This window comes from Acidicapsa acidisoli (assembly GCF_025685625.1).
In the GTDB taxonomy this organism is placed as follows: domain Bacteria; phylum Acidobacteriota; class Terriglobia; order Terriglobales; family Acidobacteriaceae; genus Acidicapsa; species Acidicapsa acidisoli.
Map to the genome: position 1 here is coordinate 1,779,614 of NZ_JAGSYI010000002.1, position 21,530 is coordinate 1,801,143.

18 protein-coding genes and 2 pseudogenes are annotated in these 21,530 nt (G+C 54.5%); 7 read left to right on the forward strand and 13 right to left on the reverse strand.

Annotation, left to right across the window (positions count from 1 at the left end; translation table 11 throughout):
* The first annotated feature begins 39 nt into the window (after positions 1 to 39).
* The gene (locus tag OHL23_RS17130; protein ID WP_263353127.1) at positions 40 to 900 is read left to right on the forward strand and encodes a CPBP family intramembrane glutamic endopeptidase; all 861 of its coding nucleotides are present in this window, start codon (positions 40 to 42) and stop codon (positions 898 to 900) included.
* A 214-nt stretch (positions 901 to 1,114) separates the two neighbouring features.
* Here OHL23_RS17130 and OHL23_RS17135 read toward each other — a convergent pair.
* Together OHL23_RS17135 and OHL23_RS17140 are read right to left on the reverse strand one after the other, a co-directional pair.
* A pseudogene (locus tag OHL23_RS17135) lies at positions 1,115 to 1,578 on the reverse strand (IS91 family transposase); the annotation flags it as partial.
* Positions 1,579 to 1,614: 36 nt separating this feature from the next.
* On the reverse strand, positions 1,615 to 3,570 hold the full coding sequence (locus OHL23_RS17140; RefSeq protein WP_263353129.1) for a PP2C family protein-serine/threonine phosphatase: 1,956 nt from the start codon (positions 3,568 to 3,570) through the stop codon (positions 1,615 to 1,617).
* Between the two features lie 415 nt (positions 3,571 to 3,985).
* On the opposite strand from OHL23_RS17140, the gene OHL23_RS17145 reads away from it, so the two are divergent.
* Positions 3,986 to 4,894, forward strand: coding sequence for a hypothetical protein (locus OHL23_RS17145; protein ID WP_263353130.1), 909 nt, complete (start codon positions 3,986 to 3,988; stop codon positions 4,892 to 4,894).
* A gap of 668 nt (positions 4,895 to 5,562) precedes the next feature.
* Here OHL23_RS17145 and OHL23_RS17150 read toward each other — a convergent pair.
* Both OHL23_RS17150 and OHL23_RS17155 read right to left on the reverse strand, forming a co-directional pair.
* On the reverse strand, positions 5,563 to 7,008 hold the full coding sequence (locus OHL23_RS17150) for a DHA2 family efflux MFS transporter permease subunit (protein WP_263353131.1): 1,446 nt from the start codon (positions 7,006 to 7,008) through the stop codon (positions 5,563 to 5,565).
* Entirely contained in the window at positions 7,001 to 7,570 is a 570-nt protein-coding gene (locus tag OHL23_RS17155) for a hydrolase (RefSeq protein ID WP_263353132.1), read from the reverse strand. The genes OHL23_RS17150 and OHL23_RS17155 overlap by 8 nt, the downstream gene beginning before the upstream one ends.
* A gap of 69 nt (positions 7,571 to 7,639) precedes the next feature.
* Here OHL23_RS17155 and OHL23_RS17160 point away from each other — a divergent pair, with 69 nt between their 5' ends.
* Positions 7,640 to 8,269, forward strand: a complete 630-nt coding sequence (locus OHL23_RS17160; RefSeq protein ID WP_263353133.1) for a TetR/AcrR family transcriptional regulator — start codon at positions 7,640 to 7,642, stop codon at positions 8,267 to 8,269.
* A 578-nt stretch (positions 8,270 to 8,847) separates the two neighbouring features.
* Here OHL23_RS17160 and OHL23_RS17165 read toward each other — a convergent pair.
* The 3 genes and pseudogenes from OHL23_RS17165 to OHL23_RS17175 all read right to left on the reverse strand — a co-directional run bounded on the left by OHL23_RS17165 (position 8,848) and on the right by OHL23_RS17175 (position 10,421).
* Entirely contained in the window at positions 8,848 to 9,264 is a 417-nt protein-coding gene (locus tag OHL23_RS17165; protein WP_263353134.1) for an HD domain-containing protein, read from the reverse strand.
* A gap of 82 nt (positions 9,265 to 9,346) precedes the next feature.
* Positions 9,347 to 9,498 (reverse strand): annotated as a pseudogene (locus OHL23_RS17170) (SDR family NAD(P)-dependent oxidoreductase); the annotation flags it as partial.
* Positions 9,499 to 9,659: 161 nt separating this feature from the next.
* Positions 9,660 to 10,421, reverse strand: coding sequence for a nuclear transport factor 2 family protein (locus OHL23_RS17175; protein ID WP_263353135.1), 762 nt, complete (start codon positions 10,419 to 10,421; stop codon positions 9,660 to 9,662).
* A gap of 92 nt (positions 10,422 to 10,513) precedes the next feature.
* On the opposite strand from OHL23_RS17175, the gene OHL23_RS17180 reads away from it, so the two are divergent.
* Positions 10,514 to 11,068: a TetR/AcrR family transcriptional regulator gene (locus OHL23_RS17180; protein ID WP_263353136.1), complete on the forward strand. Its 555-nt coding sequence runs from the start codon at positions 10,514 to 10,516 to the stop codon at positions 11,066 to 11,068.
* Positions 11,069 to 11,173: 105 nt separating this feature from the next.
* Here the strand turns inward: OHL23_RS17180 and OHL23_RS17185 are convergent, their stop codons facing one another.
* Positions 11,174 to 12,007, reverse strand: coding sequence for an oxidoreductase (locus tag OHL23_RS17185; protein ID WP_263353137.1), 834 nt, complete (start codon positions 12,005 to 12,007; stop codon positions 11,174 to 11,176).
* 72 nt (positions 12,008 to 12,079) lie between these two features.
* Between OHL23_RS17185 and OHL23_RS17190 the strand changes: the two genes are divergently transcribed.
* Complete coding sequence (locus OHL23_RS17190) at positions 12,080 to 12,481, forward strand: winged helix-turn-helix transcriptional regulator (RefSeq protein ID WP_263353138.1); 402 nt, start codon at positions 12,080 to 12,082, stop codon at positions 12,479 to 12,481.
* A 172-nt stretch (positions 12,482 to 12,653) separates the two neighbouring features.
* Here the strand turns inward: OHL23_RS17190 and OHL23_RS17195 are convergent, their stop codons facing one another.
* Positions 12,654 to 13,682: an AraC family transcriptional regulator gene (locus tag OHL23_RS17195; protein ID WP_263353139.1), complete on the reverse strand. Its 1,029-nt coding sequence runs from the start codon at positions 13,680 to 13,682 to the stop codon at positions 12,654 to 12,656.
* A gap of 367 nt (positions 13,683 to 14,049) precedes the next feature.
* On the opposite strand from OHL23_RS17195, the gene OHL23_RS17200 reads away from it, so the two are divergent.
* Together OHL23_RS17200 and OHL23_RS17205 are read left to right on the forward strand one after the other, a co-directional pair.
* Positions 14,050 to 14,943 carry an NmrA family NAD(P)-binding protein gene (locus OHL23_RS17200; RefSeq protein WP_263353140.1) on the forward strand — a complete coding sequence of 298 codons (894 nt, stop codon included), beginning with the start codon at positions 14,050 to 14,052 and terminating at the stop codon, positions 14,941 to 14,943.
* Between the two features lie 168 nt (positions 14,944 to 15,111).
* Positions 15,112 to 15,393 (forward strand): hypothetical protein, encoded by a 282-nt coding sequence (locus OHL23_RS17205; protein ID WP_263353141.1) that lies wholly within the window; start codon positions 15,112 to 15,114, stop codon positions 15,391 to 15,393.
* Positions 15,394 to 15,599: 206 nt separating this feature from the next.
* On the opposite strand, the gene OHL23_RS17210 is transcribed toward OHL23_RS17205, so the two are convergent.
* The 4 genes from OHL23_RS17210 to OHL23_RS17225 all read right to left on the reverse strand — a co-directional run bounded on the left by OHL23_RS17210 (position 15,600) and on the right by OHL23_RS17225 (position 21,526).
* Entirely contained in the window at positions 15,600 to 16,469 is an 870-nt protein-coding gene (locus tag OHL23_RS17210) for a PP2C family protein-serine/threonine phosphatase (protein ID WP_263353142.1), read from the reverse strand.
* A gap of 27 nt (positions 16,470 to 16,496) precedes the next feature.
* Positions 16,497 to 17,219 (reverse strand): response regulator transcription factor, encoded by a 723-nt coding sequence (locus tag OHL23_RS17215; protein WP_263353143.1) that lies wholly within the window; start codon positions 17,217 to 17,219, stop codon positions 16,497 to 16,499.
* Complete coding sequence (locus OHL23_RS17220; RefSeq protein WP_263353144.1) at positions 17,216 to 18,889, reverse strand: sensor histidine kinase; 1,674 nt, start codon at positions 18,887 to 18,889, stop codon at positions 17,216 to 17,218. Before OHL23_RS17220 ends, OHL23_RS17215 begins: the two co-directional genes overlap by 4 nt.
* A gap of 900 nt (positions 18,890 to 19,789) precedes the next feature.
* A complete protein-coding gene (locus tag OHL23_RS17225; RefSeq protein ID WP_263353145.1) occupies positions 19,790 to 21,526 on the reverse strand; it encodes an OmpA family protein in 1,737 nt (578 codons plus the stop codon).
* Positions 21,527 to 21,530: the final 4 nt, after the last annotated feature.

Genomic DNA, 21,530 nt, shown 5'->3' on the forward strand with positions numbered 1-21,530 from the left:
AATTAGTGGCCTTCGCGATTCGCTTCCGAGGAGGCAAGGGTGCCAGAAACTCCGTTGCATGGTTCCTTTAACGATGAGCGTGGCTCCTCTTCCGAATGGGGCCCGATCCTGGCCTTCATCGTTCTCGTCAACGCCGTCGGATGGTGGGCCTGCTTACTTTTACGCCCGACGTTTGCAGCAGGGCATCTGTGGGCATTCTTTACATTCGTGTTCGTCACGGTATGGTCGCCAACTGTGATTGCATTGGCCCTGTCCTTCTCTTTTGAGGGCACTTCGGGGATCCGTAACCTACTCGGTCTTCTGTTTCGACGATTTCCGAAGAACAAGTTGTGGTACCTGATCGGCATCCTGATTCCAGTCGCAACCGTAGTTTGTGCGGTTATCATCGCGAGGCACTTGCACTCCGGAGCCGCTTTTCTTCCGGTTGCGGCTCTGCCCCTTACCCTTGGGCTGCAAGTGTTTACTGGCGCAATGGGCGAGGAACTGGGATGGAGAGGCTTCCTTCTTTCCCACCTTGAACGCAAGCTTAGCCCTCGGGTCGCGGCACTCGTAATGGCGATCACGTGGGCACTCTGGCACATTCCAGCTTTCTTTTTTCCCGGTATGGCGCAACAGCACATGCCTCCCATAGCGTTCCTCCTTATAGTTGCTGCGTTCGGCATTTTCTTAGCGTTGCTCTTCAACCACACGAGAGGCCATCTCGTGAGCACAATGCTGGCACACTTCTCATTCAATATGAGCCTTGCCGCCGGAGGAGCAATCCTCGGTTCAGTCTTCATCTGGACTCTGGCGTTCATCTTCTCGATCGTTGCGATCTTTAGCCTCGCCAAGCTCCCGGCATCGCCCATCCGCGTAGCCCGAACGGGTGAGGTCTTTGATCCTCTCGGGACGGACATTTAGTTGTGATTTGGACGATCCGCATTCGCGGACAAGAGTTTACTATCGAAAACGCTGTTGTCGTAAGAAGCAATGTCTACAGACAAGCCGACTTATGAGGACGGGCTACCAGCCGCTTAGGCTGTGAATCTTTTCCATTCTCCCTCGGATACTAGTTCAACAGAATCGCCGATCACCTTGATGGCGGTCTGATCATCAATTGCGTATACAGGGACGGGTAGACGACCCAGTCGTGGTGGAACAGCACGACTGCCATGCGTTGAAGGCTCGCGGTTGGGCAAGAGAAACGAGCTTACCGTGGAACTGGACTTCACCTCGACGGAAGGCGGCGCGGAGTCCAGTGACGAACTTGCCGCGGAAGACACGGCTGAGCACGCCGATGGGCAGGAAGAAAGATCGTCGCGAGGAGATCCATCTGGAGCGATCCGGAGCGAGGCCGCCGGCTGCAACGACGCAGTGGATGTGAGGATGAAACTGCAGGCGTTGATTCCACGAGTGGAGCACGCTGAAGAAACCAATCTCGGCTCCCAGGTGACGAGGATCGCGGGCGATCTCAAGCAGCGTCTCGGCGCTGGCGTGAAAGAGCAGGTTGTAAATCAGCCGCTTGTTCTGCAATGGGAGCGGGGCCAGTTCCCGCGGCAGAGTGAATACTGCCGGGACATAGCGGGTGGGCAGCAGTTCCGGAGAACCGACTCAATCCTAGTTGATCCCGATAACTTAAGCGACTTCATTAAGACGAGTGACGGTGAGGACGGTAATGTCATCTTCCTGGCCGAAGTTTTGAGCTGCGGTTGCGAGACCGGCTGCGTTCGTGGACTGGCGAAGATGTTCAATAATGCGGTCGAAGCCGAAGAGTTCACCGTTTGGTTTTTGCGCTTCAAGTATGCCGTCAGAGATCAACGTCAGCGTGTCGCCGGGTGCGATTTTGAATTTAAGGACCGGGAAGTCAATGTTCGGTATTGTACCCAGCGGGAGAGCGCCTTCCATGGGAAGTTCTATCCCGTTGAGGTAAGGCGGGAGGTGGCCTGCATTCACCAATGTCGCGGCACCGTCAGATCCAACACGAAGAGCTAGGCACGTGGCATTGCCTTTGCCGTTGAGTCGATTGTTCAGCGTTGACAGGATGGTGATAGGATCGCGGGTGAAAGTAGCGGCGGTGCGCATGGCTCCCACCAACAATGTGGCAAGCATCCCTGCTTGCATACCCTTGCCCGCTACATCGCCTATTAGGATCAAGGTGCTCCCGTCACTCGTGTCCGGAATTACTTGGAAGAAATCGCCACCTACTTCGCGGGCGGGGCGATAATCGCTTTCAATGGTCAAGCCGGGGATTTCGGGTAGGTCCTCGGGAATAAGGAATTGCTGGACGGAACGTGCGCCTTCGACTTCGGTCGCGTAGCGTTCCTCTTCGCTGCGCGTGCGGGTGAAACGAAGGATTAGGACCGCGAAGATACTAAGCAATGAAAGCAAGTCAATTACATGGCCGAGCTCTATGTGCATTGGTTGGTTGCTAAGGGTAATAGCTGGCCAAGTGATCACAGATTGCCAGCCGATCAAGGCGGTGATGTTGGCGGCCTGGAAGAAAATCGTAGTCGAGATACTTAGTAATACCGGTACAAGCAGCAAGCGTGCGTCAAGCGAATTGCGAACCGCAGCTTTGACCAATACATAGACGATCCAGACAAATGCGGGAAGCATGAGGAGAGACGAGATCAAAGCCGCAAGAGAAGGGCTTAAAATTCGAGGGGTTAAATAAGCTATTGGACCAAAAGGCAACGAAACGACAATTAAACCCACTAACAGTGTGAGCAATGGGCTGTGATGAAGCCTGAGCAGTGCACGATAAAAAGCAATCGAAGCAAGGATCGTGGCGGCGGAGAGGCCATTTGCCACGATGTCATATATGATCGAGGGCCAAGGTATGAAGAACGCGGTCATCTGAGCGCATTTTGAAGCAGCCTGAAAAATCAGCGCGAGCCCGTACCACAAGTATTCTGTTTCCTTTCGCCTCAGGGCATAAAGAGCCAATACGCCGAATCCGGCTAGAAGCTCGACGAATCCGACGGTTTGTTCGCCAGCCAGATACCAGTGCCAACGAGATAAAATTCCTATTCCAATAAATCTAACCCAACGTGAATCCCCTAGAAGAGACCCTCCCCCCTGGTCAATTCCACCATCCTGCGTCAATTCCTCGATTGGCGAATACCATACTCGTATCGATATTTCCACCAATCCCCGAAACTTCTGGCCCGGTGGAACGGTGAAGATGCGGATGTTTCCGCCGGTATTAGGCTCTTCATTCGGAGGCATCTTGCCCTGTGCCCCGATAAGCTGTCCGTTGGCGTAGACCTCGTAGGAAGTAAAAATCCGTGGCAGGAGAAGAGAGACCCGCTCCATCTTGGCGGGGATGTTTATGCGAAAGCGATACCATGCCATACCGGACATGCCACGATAACCCTGAGATGACCAACCCTCGGTCGACTTGAGGAGAGACCAATCTGAGTCGTCGAAATTGGGGTCTGTCCAAGCTGGGTTATCGCCGGCGTGAAACCGCCACAATCCGTCGAGGGAGACAAGTGGGGGGTGATTGGCATCGAGATTGTAAGTCTGGGCGGCTGCAGACGTGCTGATGCTCAGCACGAAAGGAGCCAAAAGTATGAGTAGTTTTCTCATCTTCGATCCGGATCATAGTAATTCGAGCGTGAGTTTCCAGCCAGAAAATGTTCGCCGTAGCGTCGCGAGAGGTAGCTGGTTTATTTCGCTCTGCATGGAAGACCTGTTTAATGAATGTAAGGATGGGGCAAAAATCCCTTGCAGGTTGAACATAGCTCCTTATAATCCGCCAGGTTGCAACCCAAATAATGGAAGAAAATATGGCTCAAGCGCAGAGAAACGAGGCAGCAAATGACGAACAATGAGGCTCATCGCGTCCCGTGAAGTCATTCAGGCAAGGCGGCGCGCCTCTGATTCTACCCTCACTATGAGCCAGTGGACCAACCACCAACTAGTTCTTCACATATTCTCACTCTGCCGGGTACTCAACGGGGCGTCGCGGTGCTATCCTTCTCCCCTAAATCCGAGGTGACTCTTGAGCCAACTCCAACTTCGCATTTTTGATGGGACGCGTCAGCTGTTTCCTTTGCCTGCGAGCTTCCTTGTAACGATTACCGATGGAGAACAAACCCAGCATTTTCGGGATTTCATCGAAGTCAATGATTGCGTTTTTGATCTGCCTTTTTTCGACAATGCATTTGACAACTATTCGATAGTGGTCTTTCTCGACAGGCACAAACAGGCAGGATTCGTTCCTGTTAAGCTTTCGGATGATAATCCAGTCACTTTGGACATCATGCTGATTTCTGACGATTCCGGCTTCAACTTTGCGGATGCATCATGGGAGGCCGCCAAGGCGAAGTATCCCATGCTGGGGAGTGATGTTGACGATGCCACCGGAGCGACCCGATATGGAGCTTTGGAAGAAAGTCAGAAGCCACTCGCATGCTTCTTTAATATCGCCGAGGCGATGAGCCAGATCTCCTTTCCTGATGGGACAGGTCCATTGGATTACATCAAGCAGCTTCGCTGGGATGGCTTATACGTGCCGGCGCAGGACCGTTTCTTCGCTTGGTGCGATAGACGTCTCATCGGCGCAGTAAAAGCGGCCGCAGATGTCAAGCAGTTTGCCGTTGAGCTGAATCCCGGCCTACTGCATCCGGGCGCAACGTCCAGCTGGAAGCAGATCGAGTTCGGAGAAGCAAATGTGCAACTGACTTTCCATGAGGGGGAGTCGAAAGCCATTGACGGAATTGAGTGCACAACGGTCGAGCCGGACATCGACTATTACAAGGACCTCGGCGCGCATATTTTGCTTGAAGTGATTCCGAACAAAGTCACCAATACCCTAACGGAGCCGGCCGAGGTCTACGTGCTTCGCTGGATTGCCGCGCGAGCTGCGGGTGCCCCGGAGTTTGCTCCGCTGTATACAATCACATCCTAGGAACGCCCCAGCTCTGCCATCCACGGAGCATAGCGTCCCCAGTCCTGAAGTCAGCGGAGGATGGGTGTGGTGGATACGTAGGTGCGGACATCTCAAGATTTCGCGGCATTGGACTTACAGGCAGCTAATTTGTCGCACAAAAACGTCGCGTATCCAACAAGAAGCGTGAAGCCACACTGATGTAGAAAGGACTCAAGTGACAATCCCCGCAACACAACACCGAGGCCGAGCATGATAACAACAGCATCCAAAATGGCAGTAACATCTGAAAAGTAAAACACGATCCTCAGTATCCAGCTCAGGATAACCAGGCAAGCAACACCGCGAGGTCGATATAACAGAAGAACCTTGCGCCATTGTGCAAAATCGCCAAGTCACTCGTTGGCGGCGCGAATTTCACATGGCTGAATAGTCGGCATGTCGTACACCTGCCAAACAGAGCCATCCTGAGATCCACTTTTCAGGTTTGCCGGTTTTGCGTCCAAGTGAATAACTTCCGGTTTGCCCGTAATCCGCCCGCAAGCCGGAAGCTTAGGTTGATCGGGGCAACTGAGGCGTTTGGTGATTGAATCAGCGGTTTACAACAACCGAGCCGTCCTCGGTATTTTGATTGACACATCGACGTTGCCTAGACCCGTCCAATGAGTGAATGGCTTCCAGAAGTTCAATTAATCAGACATCATCTCCAATAAGGCAGGCGATTCTTCTGGAAGATGTCCTTCCGTCCCCTTGTCCAGAGAAAGAGGTAGTCTCAGGGCGGTGGCAAACAGGAAAGCGTGTAATCCGCAGAGGAGACGAAACGCATCGGTAAATGCGTTGGAGGGGCTGACGCTGGATTCTGCCAGCCCCAACCTCCATCCCAGGAAGGTTGCGCAGAGCGTGGTCAGGGTCGGGCCGCCGAGACGCTGCACGATGTTGAGTGAGGTTGTTGCCATCGGCAGGTCCTGCTTTCTGACGGAAGCGTATGCAGCCGAGATGGAGGGAATGCCGACCGCGCTGAGGCCTATCCCACGCACAAAGAGAGCACACGCGAGCACGGTGAGTACAAGTCCGTGACTGGCCAGCCAGATAAATGGCAGGGTGGCAGCGAAGGCCAGAAGCGCGCCTCCAGCCGATACCCTTCGTATCCCGAACCGCTGCGTCAGGGCTCCTATCCATGGATAGGAACAGATCATCCCCACTCCAAGGGGAGCCAGCAACCAGCCCGTCGCACTCGGTGATTGTCCACAGGCGCGGATTAGATAGATCGGAATCAGCATTTGGCCCGCGAACGAGATTCCGTTCGACATGAACTGCGTGGTGGCGGACGCAGAGAAGGTTTTTCTCTTGAATAGCTTAAGATCGATGAGCGCCTTGTCCCCTTTTCGAATGGCCATCCTGAAGAAGGCCGCAAACAGAACGATCGAAATCAGAAGAGTCGTAAGACCGGTGCGCTTGCCCAGATGATCCGATCCGTACAGGAAGAGCACGAGTCCAGGAGAGAGCAGGGCGAAGCCAGGAAGATCGAGTTCTCTTGACCTGGTCTCTTCGCGATCATTGGGCAGAAAGAGAACCGCCAGGACGATTGCCAATACACCGACCGGCAGGTTGACCAGGAAAAGCCAGCGCCAAGAGGCGTGTTGCAGAATGGCACCAGCGATGACCGGGCCAAGGATCGGCCCCATCAGGATTGGCACAGCCGCGTAGCCCATGAGGCGCGCCATATGCTTTCCGGCAACACGCGCCATCATCATCTGCGTCATCGGAGCCATCAGTCCGCCGCTCATGCCCTGGAGGATGCGAAACGCGATCAGGGAGTTCGCCGACCAGGCCAGCCCGCATAAAGCTGAGGAGAGCGTGAAGACTGAGAAGCACCAGAGGTAGAGAGATTTCGCTCCAATGCGCTCCACCAGCCAGCCGTTGAGCGGGAGCATAAGAGCGAGTGCCAGAAGATAGCCGCTGGTGACCCATTGAATCGCCGTGAGGCTGCTGTGCAGATCCACGGCGAGACTGGAGAGCGATACGTTGACGACGGTTGCATCGAGCTGCGCGAGAAAAGAGCCGAGCACCGCGACGGCCGTGATCTTCCAGACCAATGGGTCGAGCCCGCCGGATTCGTTGGAGGCCTTAGGCAAGGGAGGCCAGGACTTCACTGGTGGTGCGAACGCGGGCCAGACGCGGGAAGATGTTTTCAAAGGCGAAGCGATGGTGTTCGGCGCTTTGGGCGGAGCAAGCATCTTCGACGAGCACAATGGCAAAGCCGAGGCCAGTACCCTGACGCGCGGTGGACTCGACGCCTACATTGGTGGAGATGCCTGTGAGGACGACCGTGTCGATGCCGCGGGATTTAAGCTGCTGCTCGAGGTCGGTTCCGGCGAAGGCGCCCCAGTGGCGCTTAGTGACGAGGATGTCGCCGGTCTGGAAACCAGCGGAAGGAGTGATCTCCGATGCCGCGGCGGGCAGTGGCTTCTCGCCCAGGTTGTGCGGCTGGTCGACGGGAAGATTCATGAAGTCGTTGAGATCGACGCGGACGTAGACGACAGGAGCGCCGTGAGCGCGGAGGGCGTCGGCAAGTTTTTTGGAGTTTTCTACAACCTGTGCGGCCGTATGCGGCATCGGGTTCATGCCCACGATGGCATTCTGCAGGTCGATGAGAACGAGTGAGGTCTTTTTGGGGTCGAGCTGGAGTTCTGCCATGGTTCCTCTTTGTTGAAAATATTTGAAAATCGAGGATTTCCTCGATTTTTCTGAATTTAGAATATGAGGATGCCCTCGATTTCGTCAAATCCCGTTCGCGTCGCACCGCAGCAGGAGCGCTCGACGCGCCGGTTGGCAGGTTTTCTGGACGCAGCTGCGGAACTCTTTGTCGAAGTCGGCTACGAAGCAGCGACTATGACGGCGGTAGCGGAGCGAAGCGGGTCTTCGATCGGCGCGCTCTACAACTACTTTCCGGATAAACAGTCCATCGCATTCACGCTGGTAAATCAATATTCCCAAGAGATTGAGGCGCATTGGAAGCCGTTGATGGAGCAGGCGGAGATACTGACCCATGCGGAGTTCGCCGATCTGTTCATCGAGCGCATCACCCAATTCGTTCGGGAGCGTCCCGCTTATCTGAGTCTGCTTGTCGCGCCAATCCGTTTTCGCCGCGACCCTGCTGCCCGAAAGGCTACCCGCATCGCAATCGCAAATGCCTTTCAGGCCAAGAATCCTTCGCTTTCGAGGGAACAGTCTCTGCTCGCTGCAAACGTCTCTCTCCAGATAGTCCGGGGCATGATGACACTGTATGGGGAAGCAGATTCCAAAGGCAAAGTCCTCGTTGTGTCTGAGTTTAAGAAGTTGCTGACGTTGTATCTGAGAGGCGTCTTGTCCGAGGACGCGGTGCTAGCGAAGTAGAGTCGGCCAGCGTCTACTGAGGAGTTCGCTACCGATCCAGGATGTCTGCTGGTACCAACAAGGCGAGTCGCTACTCAGGAGTTCACGTTGACCTGTCGGTGTAACCGGCCAACTTCCGGATAGCCGGTTTCACGTCCAGGTGGATCGGATTTGTAAACACTCGCCGACATCCCGGCACTAATCTGGGTCAGTGAGCGCATCGGTGATAATGTGTAAATCCAGGAACATTCCAGTCGATGCGAGGTTTCGCAATTTCGATTTCATAATCGTTGGGCCGCAACGAAAGCAGGTACCGTCGCGGAACTTTCGAAATGCTTCGCTGATACGCTGATACGCGTGCGCAATTCGATGATCGGGAAGTCGTCTATTCGGAAAATGGTGCATTCGCGACGACATCGGCAAAGTTGGGGGATGTGTACCCCTTGACATATCGAACGCCGAAATCCCGAACGATGTTGTCAAAGGTGGACTCCGGCTTCCGACGAGCGATGTTGCAAAGGCACTCTTTGAGTCCGTTCTTAAGTGCCAGGCGCGGAAATTCGGCTAGGATCGCGCCTTGTTTGTCCTGCGGAATTCGATCAAGGCCTGCCCCGCAGAACATCCGCCGTTATTCCCGAATGGGTCATAGCCACTTCGGGCTCTTTGTGAAGAGCGATAGATCGTGTGGTATGAAGCGCGATGGCATCCCAAACAACTTGCATTTGCTGCGTCGAGATGCCTCGCCCTTTCAGAAACGAGCGCGCAGCATTGGCGCCATCCACCTCGAAACGATCTTCCGCCGTATAGCGGTCAGTCAAGCCCAGATCGTGCAGAATCGTGGCAACTGCCAACAACTCGGCATCCGGAGCACGTTCAGCGTTTTCTGAAAGCAATACGCCGAATAGCCAGGAGCGCATCGCATGGTTGAAGAGAAATGGCTCTGACGCGCTCCGTGACAGAGCAATCGCATCGCGAACCAGAACTGTGTCGGGTACTTTGATTCCTGCTAAAACCATTCCCTGCCTCTCTCGCTTTCATATAGTCCGTGGCCGGCGATTGGCTTAATCCGCCGTTCAGTTCGTGCACAGATCAGTTATCGCGCCGACCGATGATGAAGACGTATGCTCCTTCCGCTACGAAGCGTTTCGCGGTAGCAAGACCAAACCGCTTGTCCCACCAGTGACGAGTGCGATCTTTCCTTCCAGCTTGCAGCCATTTTCTCGTCGGTCGTCATTCTTTGCCTCTTTCAACCATGTCGTCACCGCCAATCCGTTCGAGCTTTCTCTTCTTGCCGCTCCCTAGACAGGCCGAGTGCACCAAACCAAAGTGGGAAGCGTATCGATGACCTGCCTGAGATTATCCTCCGACTTTTGGGAATCGACCGAGAGCATACGTCCTGCCTCTCACCGAATTAGAATTTGCCGTTGCTATTCTTCCATTGATCGCGAGGTGGGATCGCTTCGAGTGTGTCCCAGTGTTCAGCGATCTTGCCGCTTTCAATGCGGAATAGATCGTAGATGGCGGTGGGCACGCCACCAAACGTAGCCTCAGCAACGACAAGGACGAAATTACCTTCGCCAAGCACCATATGCAGACGGTTGTAGACGACTGCCTGCCCCTTGGCGGCAAGAGACTGTAGACCGGCAATCAGTCCCGGGATGGTGTCGGCGACCCATGGGTTGTGCTGAATGTATGCGATTCCGTTGAAGTAGCTCGGAAAGGTCTCGCGACGGCCTGCGAGAAGGTCGTCCATGTAGCGTTGCATGAGCGCCTTATTCGCCTGTGTCCGGTCGAGATCGGACACCGCGGTGGGGCCATCGATCATCGTGTGGCCACTGGGGCTGAGTTCGGTCGCGGTCTCCTGCAAATTGTCCCAATGCTCGACGATCAGGCCATCTTCGAAGCGAAAGATGTCGAAGCCAATCTTCGGCCCGAAGAAGTTGTACTCGGTATGAGCGAAGACATAATCGCCGTCTTCAAAGACACGGATGGTGTTGACCGATGCATCGGGCGGCAGGTTCTGAATCAGGGCGGCTACACCTTCAGGGCCAGGTCCCACCTGCAGGTTGTGCTGGATGTACTTGTTCGGGTTGACATACGCGAACGGGACTGGATTTTTAGTCTCAAGCGACTTCAAGAGATCTACGACCTGCTGTTTACGGGTAGGGGGCATGGGTCCTCCAAGGACAAGTTCGCTCTCTGAAATAGTGGACCATTTGGTCCTTTATATGCAAGCCCTCAAGTGAACTGACCGATAATATTGCAATGGGACGACGAAAACTGTTCACCCGAGAAGATGTCCTCGACAAAGCGATCGCCATCTTCTGGAAGCACGGCTTCGCTGAGACGAGTGTTCAGGACCTTGAACGGGCCACCGGTGTGCGCAAATCGGGCTTGTATGCGGAATTCAAGGACAAAGAAGATCTGTTTGTGCAGAGTATGCGCAGGTATTTCGACGTTCTGATGGCACGCGGACACCTGACGAAACAGCCTCTGGGTTGGACCAACGTTGAGAGTTTTCTCAAGGTCTGCTATGGGAGTTGGGGACAGAAGGGCTGCTTCTCGGTGAACTCTATGCGCGAGTTCGCAGACCTTCCCCCAAAAGCCCGCCAGATCATGGTCGCGAGCGTAATGAAAGCCCATCAGCTGCTCATCGACAATCTAGCTGCAGCGCGTGGAGTTTGTGATGATAATGATTCTCTCGCTGGCTTGATCATCACGTTCTTTAGCGGAATTTGCCTAGAGCAGAATTTCGGTCCCGACCAGGCGAGAATTACGAACAAGATCGACGCCTTCATGCGGTTGATTCGCGGGATGTGATTGATCGTACCGAGTGGCGTTCCGCTCGTGCTTACTTCGGAAACGAGTCGCCGAACTGATCGCCAATCCGCGCCTTGCAACTACGGGCTGATGTCCGCCGCTACGTCACTCCGTCTCAAAATCGGTGGAGACACTGAGTTCCTTCCATATTCGTGCTTCCTCTAATCGCGCAAGATCGTTCTTCTCTACCACAGCGTACGCATCGCTGCCGAGCAACAGCCGCAACGGAGGGTTTCGCTCCCGCGTCAGCTGGATGATCGCCTGAGCCGCCTTTTTCGGATCACCAGGCTGCTTCCCGTTGTAATTGCGCTGAAATCTTGCGGTAGCTCCAACAGTCGAGTCGTATGCGGGATGACCTTCGCTCAGTTCGGAGGAACTCCCCGCGAAGTCCGTACGGAACCCACCGGGTTCAACAATTGTGACCTTGATGCCGAGTGGTGCTACTTCGCGCGACAGCACTTCAGAGAAGCCTTCGACACCCCATTTCGCCGCCGAATAAGGCCCACGTCCCGGAGGGCCGATCCTTCCGCCCACCGACGAAAACTGAATGAAGTGGCCTGTTTTCTTTTCGCGAAAATACGTAAGAGCTGCCTTGGTCACAATAATCGTTCCGAAGAGATTTGTTTCGATCTGTGCCCGGAATTCCGATAGAGGCGTGTCTTCGATGGACGAAAGATTGCCGTATCCCGCATTGTTGATGACCACATCCAGCGAGCCAAATAGATCGATCGCCGACATTACCGCGTTTGCTGCTGCTGCTTCGTCGGTAACATCCAACGCGAAGAGCTTGACCTGATCACCATATCGTTCCGACAGATCAGCCAGCGACTCAATGCCCCGAGCTGTCGCCAACACCTTATTGCCCGCAGCAAGTCCCGCTTCAACAATTGCGCGACCCAGACCGCGAGAGCTGCCGGTGACTAACCATACCTGCGCCATTCATCCTCCTTTATCGAAGCCAACCACCCGGATATTCTGGAGAAGCTTCTCAAACTCAGGATTGGATGCGCGATGGGTATACGAACGGACTTGTTAGTTACGGAGGAAATCGCCGAATCTTCAGATCTCAGGGCGACTCCCTTCGAGTTCGAGAGAGCCAAGAGGGTTGAGGCGGCGCTCTCCATTCTCGAAGGCAAATGGAAGATCGTGATTCTGAACCGGCTCTTCGCGCGCCCGGTCTGGCGATTCTCTGAGCTTGAACGCGCCGTCCCCGGCATTTCACAACGTATGCTGTCGCAACAGCTGCGTCTCCTTGAGAAGTGCGAGTTGGTGAAGCGAACCGTTCATCCTCAATTTCCACCAAAGGTGGAATATGAACTCACCGAGTTTGGGAAAACGCTCTGTCCGGCGATGAAGACGCTCGTCGATTGGGCGATGACCTTCCCCAAGACCCGCGAAACGTCCCGGTATTAACCGAGAAAGGCTCGAAAAGCCTTTTAGTGTTTTGAGCTCGTGATTAGGGGAAGGTGCAGGAGGAGGCACTTGACACCTGCCGAGCCACCGGCGAGCGAGAGATGAACTTTATTGAAGAGGACCTTTCTATCGCTCTCTCCCCTACCGTTCACTTTCGGTAAGCGGAAATAATCTAGGACAAACTGGAAACCCCGGTTTCTTTCCAATCGGTTCTCCGCTGCGACGGCGTGGTTCCCTCCCAGTTGCGAAAGGCACGATAGAAGGAGTTTGTATCTTCGTAACCCAACTGGAAAGCCACTTCATTGATTTGTACTCCAGGCTGGGCCAAGTATTTTCTCACGAGTTCCTGGCGTATCCCCAGTAGAAGATCCCGGAACGTTGTCCCTTCCTCGACAATGCGGCGCTGTAGGGTCCGAACGCTCAATCCGAGTTCGCGCGCAACATCCGTGATGTCAGGCCGGCCGCCGGCGAGCATTTGCCTCAACAGCCATTTCACCTGCTCGCTCGCGGATGTTTCCGCGCGACATCCTCTCGTCTTCTTCTCAAGGGCACTTTGTACCATCTCCAGGAGTTCGGCATTGTAGGTTACAAACGGGCGATCCAAATCCTGTCTGTCAAACACGATCGCATTGCGCGATGCACGGAAATTGATCGGGCAATTGAAGTACTCCTCGTGTGCACTTCCGCGCTCTCGCTGCTGTGTCAAATCGATCCGTTTGGGCCTTATAGAAAATTGGGCTCCCCTGCGTCCCAATTCGACAAGAAGAGCCAAGCCCGCATCGACCAACAGTCGTGGCTCTTCCTCAATGGCGTACGGCCATTTTTTCAAAATCACGCATTCGTCTCTTCGCTCCTGAATACGCATATCCGCCGGCGCGCAGAGTTGATGGAATCGTGCCTGCCGGGTAAGCGCGTCTCGATAATCGCGAGCATGGTACGACGCCAGGTTCGCCAGCGGGAGTGCCGCAAAATCAACCTGTGCGGCAAAATTTAAGCCAAAAGCAGGATCCGGACACATTTCACCGATGCTTCGCCAGAGAGCAAAGAACTGCGCCGTAGTAAGAAGGTATGTCTCGTCTTCGTAAGCGACGAGGGGAAGATGCGCGTGGCGCAACGCCGCCGCGGGTACAAGATCGTATTTCTGAAGCCATGTCCAGAACTGTCGGGGCACTTTGATGCGATCGGGTGTCGAACAGGCCATTTCAAACTCGCACAATGCAAAGCATTTATGGCGTAGCCCGAACTCAATTGAGAGCTCAGTCCGCAGACCTCATTGTTGCCCTCCAGGGTGCCTTTGTCACTAGCAAAGTGTGCCAAACTTCTTGCCAATTATGCCATCGGTCCCGCAACAAACACCACGTTAGTTTGGCAGCTTTGGCAAGAGTTTCGGCGTGGATCGCTAGTTACGAGTGCAGACGATTTCGGCACAATCAATCTCACCCGACGAATCCCTGACCGCGCAACAGTTAGGCGTCGTGAGGACCATCCACCGGTGAAAGCACCACGCTCTCACAGAATCGAAGGCTGGATTTCGAACTACTCAAAGCAAGTATTGAAAGGAGATTCAAATGCACAGTTCAAGCAACCTGCTTGTGTTGGGTGCAACGGGCCAAGTAGGAAAACTTGTCGCCAAAAACTTAAAACGCCGTGGAGCAAGCTTTTCGGTTGGGTCGCGAAAGAGAGGGAATCTGGAAGAGCTTGCAGATCAATTTGGGACCTCGCGGTTCATCGATCTCGATGATCCTCGAACTTTCGACGAGGCTTTGGAGAACATCACAGGCATTTTTCTAATAACTGGTTATACCGTCGACATGCTAGTGCAGAGCAAATCACTTATCGATGCGGCAAAACGCAACGGTGTAAAACATGTCGTGCACCTGGGCGCATTCACGCGAGACCATGACGCCTATGCTACGGTTTTCGCCTGGCATCAGATGATTGAAACCTATCTTCGCGAGAGCGGCGTTGCGTGGACGAATTTACATCCAAACATGTTCATGCAGAATTTGCTGACATATCACGCCGTCACAGGCGCTTTGTTCAACGCATACACCTCCAAAGCTCTTGGCTACACCGCGTTGGAAGATGTGGCAGAGTCTGCTGCCGTAATTCTCCTGGAAGGGCCGGAGAGACACAGCGAAAAGGATTATTGGTTTTCAGCGGACTCACTTACTCCGGAGCAAGTGGCTGAAACTCTAACTGTGGCGACCGGTCGTACATTCACGTCAGCAGTTCGTGGTGATGGAAGCTTCCAAAGGGATGCGGCACAGTCCGGTTCAGTATTCGAAAACGCGTATGCAAAGGGAGGGCTCGAATTCTTCCGCTACGTCGAGGACGGAAGAATGGCTTACGCTGGAAGCGTAAAAGACGATACAAAGCAAATTCTAGGTCGCGAGCCATTTTTGCTGAAGGAATGGGCAAAACTACACGCCAACGAGTTACTGGAGATTGCGGGTAGCTGACGCAGTGGGCTGTCTCGCTTTACTTGAAACGGACCGTGGAATCGCGTTAGGAGGCCTCCGGTCAAACAACGTCAGTACCCAGCACTATTCCTCCGATCTTGCTCACCGCGGGTCCAAGACTGTCGAAAGAGAGCCAAAGAACACAAGAAGGTTGGAATATGACTCAAAATGAACTTTACGGCGTCCGACCATCATCCCCACATCTCGCCCCCCCTTGCCTCGGGGGAGCGAGATGCCGAGTCACGCCTCCTCATCGCTAGCATTGGCCCCAGCGTCACTGACAACACCTTCGACACGCTGATACGTCATCCCGACCTCCTCCGCCAATGGATGCCCTTCACTGTCGCTCTGGCAGTCACCGGGGGTGATCTCGCCCCATCTTCGGGAGATTGCCATCCTCCGCACGGACTGGCTGTGCCGAGCCGAGTACGAGCGGAGATAGACGGCTAACCGGAACTTATCCACTTGGCCGAATAGTCGGCTTTCCGGACAAGTGATCCTCTCGTTCAACTGTTACTAACAGATCAATGCGTCCATCGAGGAACCATCGATTCGTGTTCGGGTTTGATGGTCAGCTAACGCACCTTACTCCCCTGAGTTCGAACCGGACATCGTCCTGAGCGAACCGCAAAAACCTGTGGGTTCTGCAATACAAATCATCGTTGAATCACTGTCAAACTTACGTCGTCGCAAAGCGAACTACCGTTCGCGAAGTCCTGTAGGGTGGCGAGGAGCATCATGAGTGTGGCCTGAGCGGATGACGAATCAGCGTGTCGTAATGCCGCAAGTATCCGATCCAACCCGAACTCTTCCTCTGAAGTGTTGCGGCATTCAAGAACACCATCGGAGTATGCGACAAGCGTGTCTCCGGGTTCGAGATTCAGTTCGCCCAACTCGAACTCCGCACCTTCGATAGCGCCCAGCAATGGGCCGCCTCTCTCGAGCAGATCTGCCCGACCATCCGCGCGGAGCAATATTGGCGGGCAATGTCCGGCATTACAGTAGCTAAGTTCTCCAAGATGGCAGTTAATCTGCGCGAGAAATACCGTGGCGAACGGCGCAACCGGCCGTAGACAGCAGAGGTGGCGGTTGATTTCCGAGGCGATCCTCGCCGGGTCAGAATAAGGACGGCCGTAACGTTGCAAGAGGCCTGCTAGATTGGTGAACCACATGCCAGCCGCAATACCCTTTCCGGCAATGTCACCGTGGGCCATAAGAACCTTGGAACCGTTTTTCAGGAACGTCGTGAAATCCCCGGAGAGAAAGCGCGCCGCGAAGACCTCGCTTGCGAACTGTAAACTGCCGTGGCGAAACTCACGCGGGCCGCTTAGTTTGCGCTGGATCTGTGCGGCCTCAAACAGTTCTGAATGGAAATCAAGTTTCTCTCGCAGAAGGGAGTCAACCTCGTCCCGCAATGGCACACTCGATGGCCGCGGCGGCATCGACGCCACGATCGAGGATCGGCCCGCGCCGTTAGTCCGGAATTTGCCTTCGGCTCTTGGTAGTACTCCCCTGTCGCTCATCATTCACCCTCTTAGATTCCCATCGTTGCTCTAGCCGACGAACCGATAACCTGTTCCATGCACTGTCAGGAAATACTGTGGTTGTTCGGGATCAGGCTCGAGTTTTTGGCGCAGACGTACCAGGTGTGTATCCACCGTCCGGGTAGTCGGAAAATGCTCGTATCCCCAAACCTCTTCCAGAAGGCGATCGCGACTAAGCGTTTCGCCGGAATGACAGATGAAATACTTCAACAGCTCGAATTCTTTGGACGAAACCTCGAGAGCTTTGCCTGATCTGAGCACTCGCTGACGGCGCAGATCGACTTCCACGTCACCGAAGGAATGTTGATCCAGGTGCTTGGGAACGACGGCTGTGCGTCGCAGCACGGCCTTCACTCGCGCTAGCAACTCGCGGATTGAGAACGGCTTGGTCACATAGTCGTCGGCGCCGAGTTCGAGGCCCACCACTTTGTCCAGTTCCTGGCCGCGGGCAGTCAGCATGATGATCGGGATGGAACCGCGTTGAGCGCGTAACTGCTTGCATACTTCCAGTCCGCTCATCCGAGGCATCATGACATCCAGGACCACAAGGTCGGGAGACTCCTCAAGAGCTCGTCTAAGACCTTCGATCCCATCGCCCGCTGTAATCACTTCGTAGCCGTCGAACTCGAAATTGTCTCGAAGTCCCGCCACCATATTGGGCTCGTCCTCCACGACAAGAATTTTCGCTGGCCTCGGTGCTTCAGTTATCTTCGCCTTCTCTCGCTGTCTCATGCCGATGTCCCTTTCGCCTGCTGAACCTTTGGAGTCTGCACCGGCAGAGTAATGATGAACTTGCTGCCGTGACCGGGCTCGCTTTCAACCGCAACTTCACCTCCATGCGCCTGCACGATGTGGCGCACGAGAGAGAGCCCCAGTCCGCTTCCCTTGGTGTTATGCACCAGCGGATCGCACACTCGATAGAACTTCTCGAAGACTTTGGGCTGTTCCTTTGCGGGAATGCCGATTCCATGATCGACCACCTCAAGGTTGACGCCGCCATTGTGCCGGTAGAGGTTTACCCCAAGGTATTTCTCAGTCGTCGAGTACTTCACCGCGTTGTTCACCAGATTCAGGAGCGAACGCGCAATCGCTTCGCGATCCACCCACACTTGTGGTAGATCGCTATCGATCTTCTGCTCGAACTGGAACCCGTTTTGCTCGATTTCGAAACGATAAGATTCCAGCGTGCCCCGCACCAGATCGGCTACATCGGTTTCGCGGAAGCTGTATTCTTTCTTGCCCGACTCGATACGCGAGAAGTCCAGAATATTGTTGATCAGCGAAGTCAACCGTTCACTCTCTTTGCGAATGATCTCGTAATATTCTTGACGCTTTCCTGGGTTGGATATGCGTCCCAGTTCAAGCGTCTCTGCGTAAAGGCGGATGAGCGCCAGAGGCGTTCTCAGCTCGTGCGAGACATTAGAGACAAAATCTGACTTCAGCTTCGCCAGTGCAAGCTCGCGGGCAATGTTTCGGTAGGCAAGTAGCATTCCCCCACCCATCAGCAGCGAAAGCGCTCCGAGAATAATGTAGGCGGTCCTCGCAAACTGGTTGCTGATGTTCGCAATCGTGGTCCCGCGCAGCTTAATTCCCAGAATCAGTCCCGGGAACACACTTTCAAAACTACGCTCTACTTCAGGCGAACCTCCATCCCAACAGATAGAAGCAGCCAAAGGTGTGTGATCCTTTGCAGTCCGTACCATGATCACTGGTTGAGAATGGGATGTATCATTTGCGTTCTGATTTGGCAGCACTTCGCTCAGCGCTTGCGGAAAGAACTTGCTGCCAAGATAGTCGGTATCGTAGACAAACCCTGCCAGAGCGGGATGCGCTGCGGTCGAACCGCGAGGCATGAATAGCACCAAAGACTGATAATGCCATTTGTCACCGCTTTCTACCCAATTGGAGGTGAAGTAGACGCGCCGCCCTTCTGTTGCCTTGATCTTCTTCAGCTTGGCAATCCAGTCGTCAGTGTCCAAATCAAACCAATGTCCGGCCATAGATGAGATATCCCTACCTTCTTCCACAAATTGAGGATCGCTCATCCGATCAGGCTGAGATTGAGTCTTTAGGCGGCCCTTCCCGGTCCAGAGGAACGCATGTGCAATGTCTGAGTGTGCCGCTAGGAAAGTCGAGAGTTCGTCACCTTGCTCCGCATCGGGAAATTGCGTGCTGGCTTCCTCGGCGATCTCATAAGCGCGCGCATCAATCCGCTTTTCGGCGATAGCTAAGACTTGTTGAAACTCCCGTTGAACGACGGCCTCGATCGCTCTGTCACGCTGTATAGTCCTGAGATGCCACACGCCGGCCACGATGAGCGCGGTCGCAGGCAGCATAACTCCAAGCATGAATACCAGCATGCGTGGACGCTCGGACCAACGTCGAACAAGAAACTTCAACATATGTACGCTTTCGGAGGGAAGCGCCACTTCCATCGGATTGAAGAATAAGCCAGGAAAGTCGGCAGCATGTCACAACAATGCAACAAATTGCAAAAAGTTGTGAACTTACAAGATCATCGGAAACGGATGCCCCCGGGTAGGATGTTCCACTCAAACCTCTTTGCAAGATTAGAGAGCCCGTATCGGAGAATTTAAAAGGAATAGTGAGCCGAGTGAGGCGCAAATCACTCACCTCAACACAACTTGAAAGGTGCCCACTCGTGCACAACCAAGCGGTAAAGAAAGAGTTGGGGTCAGCCGTCCAGAATTCGATTTCTGGCTTGGTGAGTGACTCGGCGATTTACCACTCGTCGAGGAAATCGTAGCGGGTCAAATGGCAAAGATCACTTGTCCGATATGCCGGTTATACATCCACCTGAACTAGAGTCAATCCGTAAATAGAAGCCGACATTCGGGGAGCAATCATAAGGAGAACCTGTAACGAGCAGAAAATACTAGCGTTATTCAGATTCTAGTTTTACTGCATGCATTGGCTGCACGATTCTGGCTGGAATCAATTCTGCCTCCCAGTAGGGTGAATTGCTCCTTCCAAGACTGTCGTTGCACCCAGCACGGCTACCGTACCGGAGACGTGTTGGGTAGTTCACAAGTGCTAACTGCCGAACAGCCAGCCATACGAACGGAACTCGAACATTTGGGCATGCTCTGCCTGCTGTCGCCAATGAGTGGCTTCGCGAGGATGCACCGCGTATCTTCAGACAGTGCGTCAATTGGCTATGGCGAAAAGTTCTGACTCGTCGCAGCCAACGCCTGGATACGCCTTTGGAGTGATTCCGTTGATTCCGAAGGCCCATTGATCGGAGGTCCCCACCCATCATTTAGCAGTGGGGTTGCAGCGAACTACCGTTGACGCTTTCCGGTTGTGCGTGGATGAGCGTTGACTTGGCCTTCATCTACGGAAGTAGCGCCGACGGTATCGAAGGTTGCACCAGCCGGAATCAGAACCGCGGTTACCATCTTTTCATCCTGAGAGCCGGTGTAGACGGCAATTCGCGATGAATCGATGCCCTTCTCGCCGACGAGGTAGGCCTTGGTGTTGACTGCGCGCTCGGCACTAAGCTTCTTGTCGCGACTCTCCCCGCTGGACACATTTCCGATGAGGGCAAGTTTCGCATCGGAGGTCCTTTGCAGATTGAGCGCGATATCGTCGAGGCACGCCTTCGCTTCGTTATCCACGCGAGATGGGCGACGGACGTCGCGCTCAAAATGAATGGAGCACAGCGAGCTGGTCACAGGCTGGGGGGCGATGGCCGGAGCCTGCACTGTTACCGAAGTTGGGGCGGAAGCAGTCTGACCCTTGTCATCTACGACATTGCAGGTCACGGTGACGATCCCCGGCGCTACGCCTGCCGCAGAAAACATGGCGGTCGAGCCGGTTCCGCTCACCGAACCGGAAGTCGAGCTATAGCTGTAAGTCAAAGGACGGTTCTGTGGGCTTACGCCGATGGCTGTGATCGTGGCGGAGCCGTCGGTGAGCATAGAAGGGGGGTTGGCAGAACAACTAACCGTCGGCGGTTCAAACGCCTTCACCGAATACGGAGTTGTGCAATCCCCGGTCTCGCCCGGCTTGTCTCCCTCTGAGACATGGCCCTTGAGCGTATAGGAGCCGGCAGCAAGATTTGCCGTGTCGATCTTGGCGGTGTTCGAAACTCCAGCTACCGTTCCGCCATCCACAGACCACGTATAGACCGGCGTCCTCGCGGGATTAAGATTCTGAGCCGTGCCGGACACCGCAATCGTCTCTCCAGGGAATACAGCAGATGGGTTGACCGAGCAAGAATAAGCCACCGGCAGCGTTGGAAGTGGAGGCGGGCCTCCGCCGAACCGAAAGACAATTCCCGAAGAGAGTCGGATGTCATTCTGTGTCGCCGTTGCTCCAATGGTGTGATTTTCGAACCTCGTCCCAAGGTATTCGGCTTGAATGATCCGGAGAGCAAAATGCCGGTGTATTTTGATGTCCAGTCCGCCACCAGCGGCCATCGAGAACGTATCTTCGGCAGGTAGCAGCGTGCAGGCAGCGCCGGAGCAACTGGAGAGCGTCACCTCGCTTGCGTGCACGCCTCCAAATAGAACCTGAACAAAGGGGGTAATTCTGTCGTACTTCCTGAAAGAGAACCGCGGACCAAAGAGATAAGTGAAGACAGTCCCGCTGGAGTCTGGCGTGGTGGACGGATTCGCGCCGAGAAGATTGAGTTCCGTGTCATTGAAACCGCCAAAGTCCCCAACGATTCCCAGGTACCGGTTCAGGTTGAAAGCGATGGATGTGCTGCCGCCATTGAGCCAAGCCAGCCGGTTCCCGGAACTCGGCGACGGCACCGCTCTTAGATACGAGTACCCCAGAAACAGTTCAATCTTGGGAGGACCATATTGCATACCTCCCGAAGGGGGCATCGGGGCTTCAAACAAAGCCGCAGTTACGGGAGCAGAGGTCACAGGCCCAGCCGGGTCGGCGCTGGACGCGACAGTCTTGTCCTCATTGGCAACTGCCGACGGTTGCGACGTCGCGCCCATTAAGAACGTGGGCATGAGAAGAAAAGTAAATGCCGCTGTAGCAATCATCCTTGCACTCGATCTCATTATT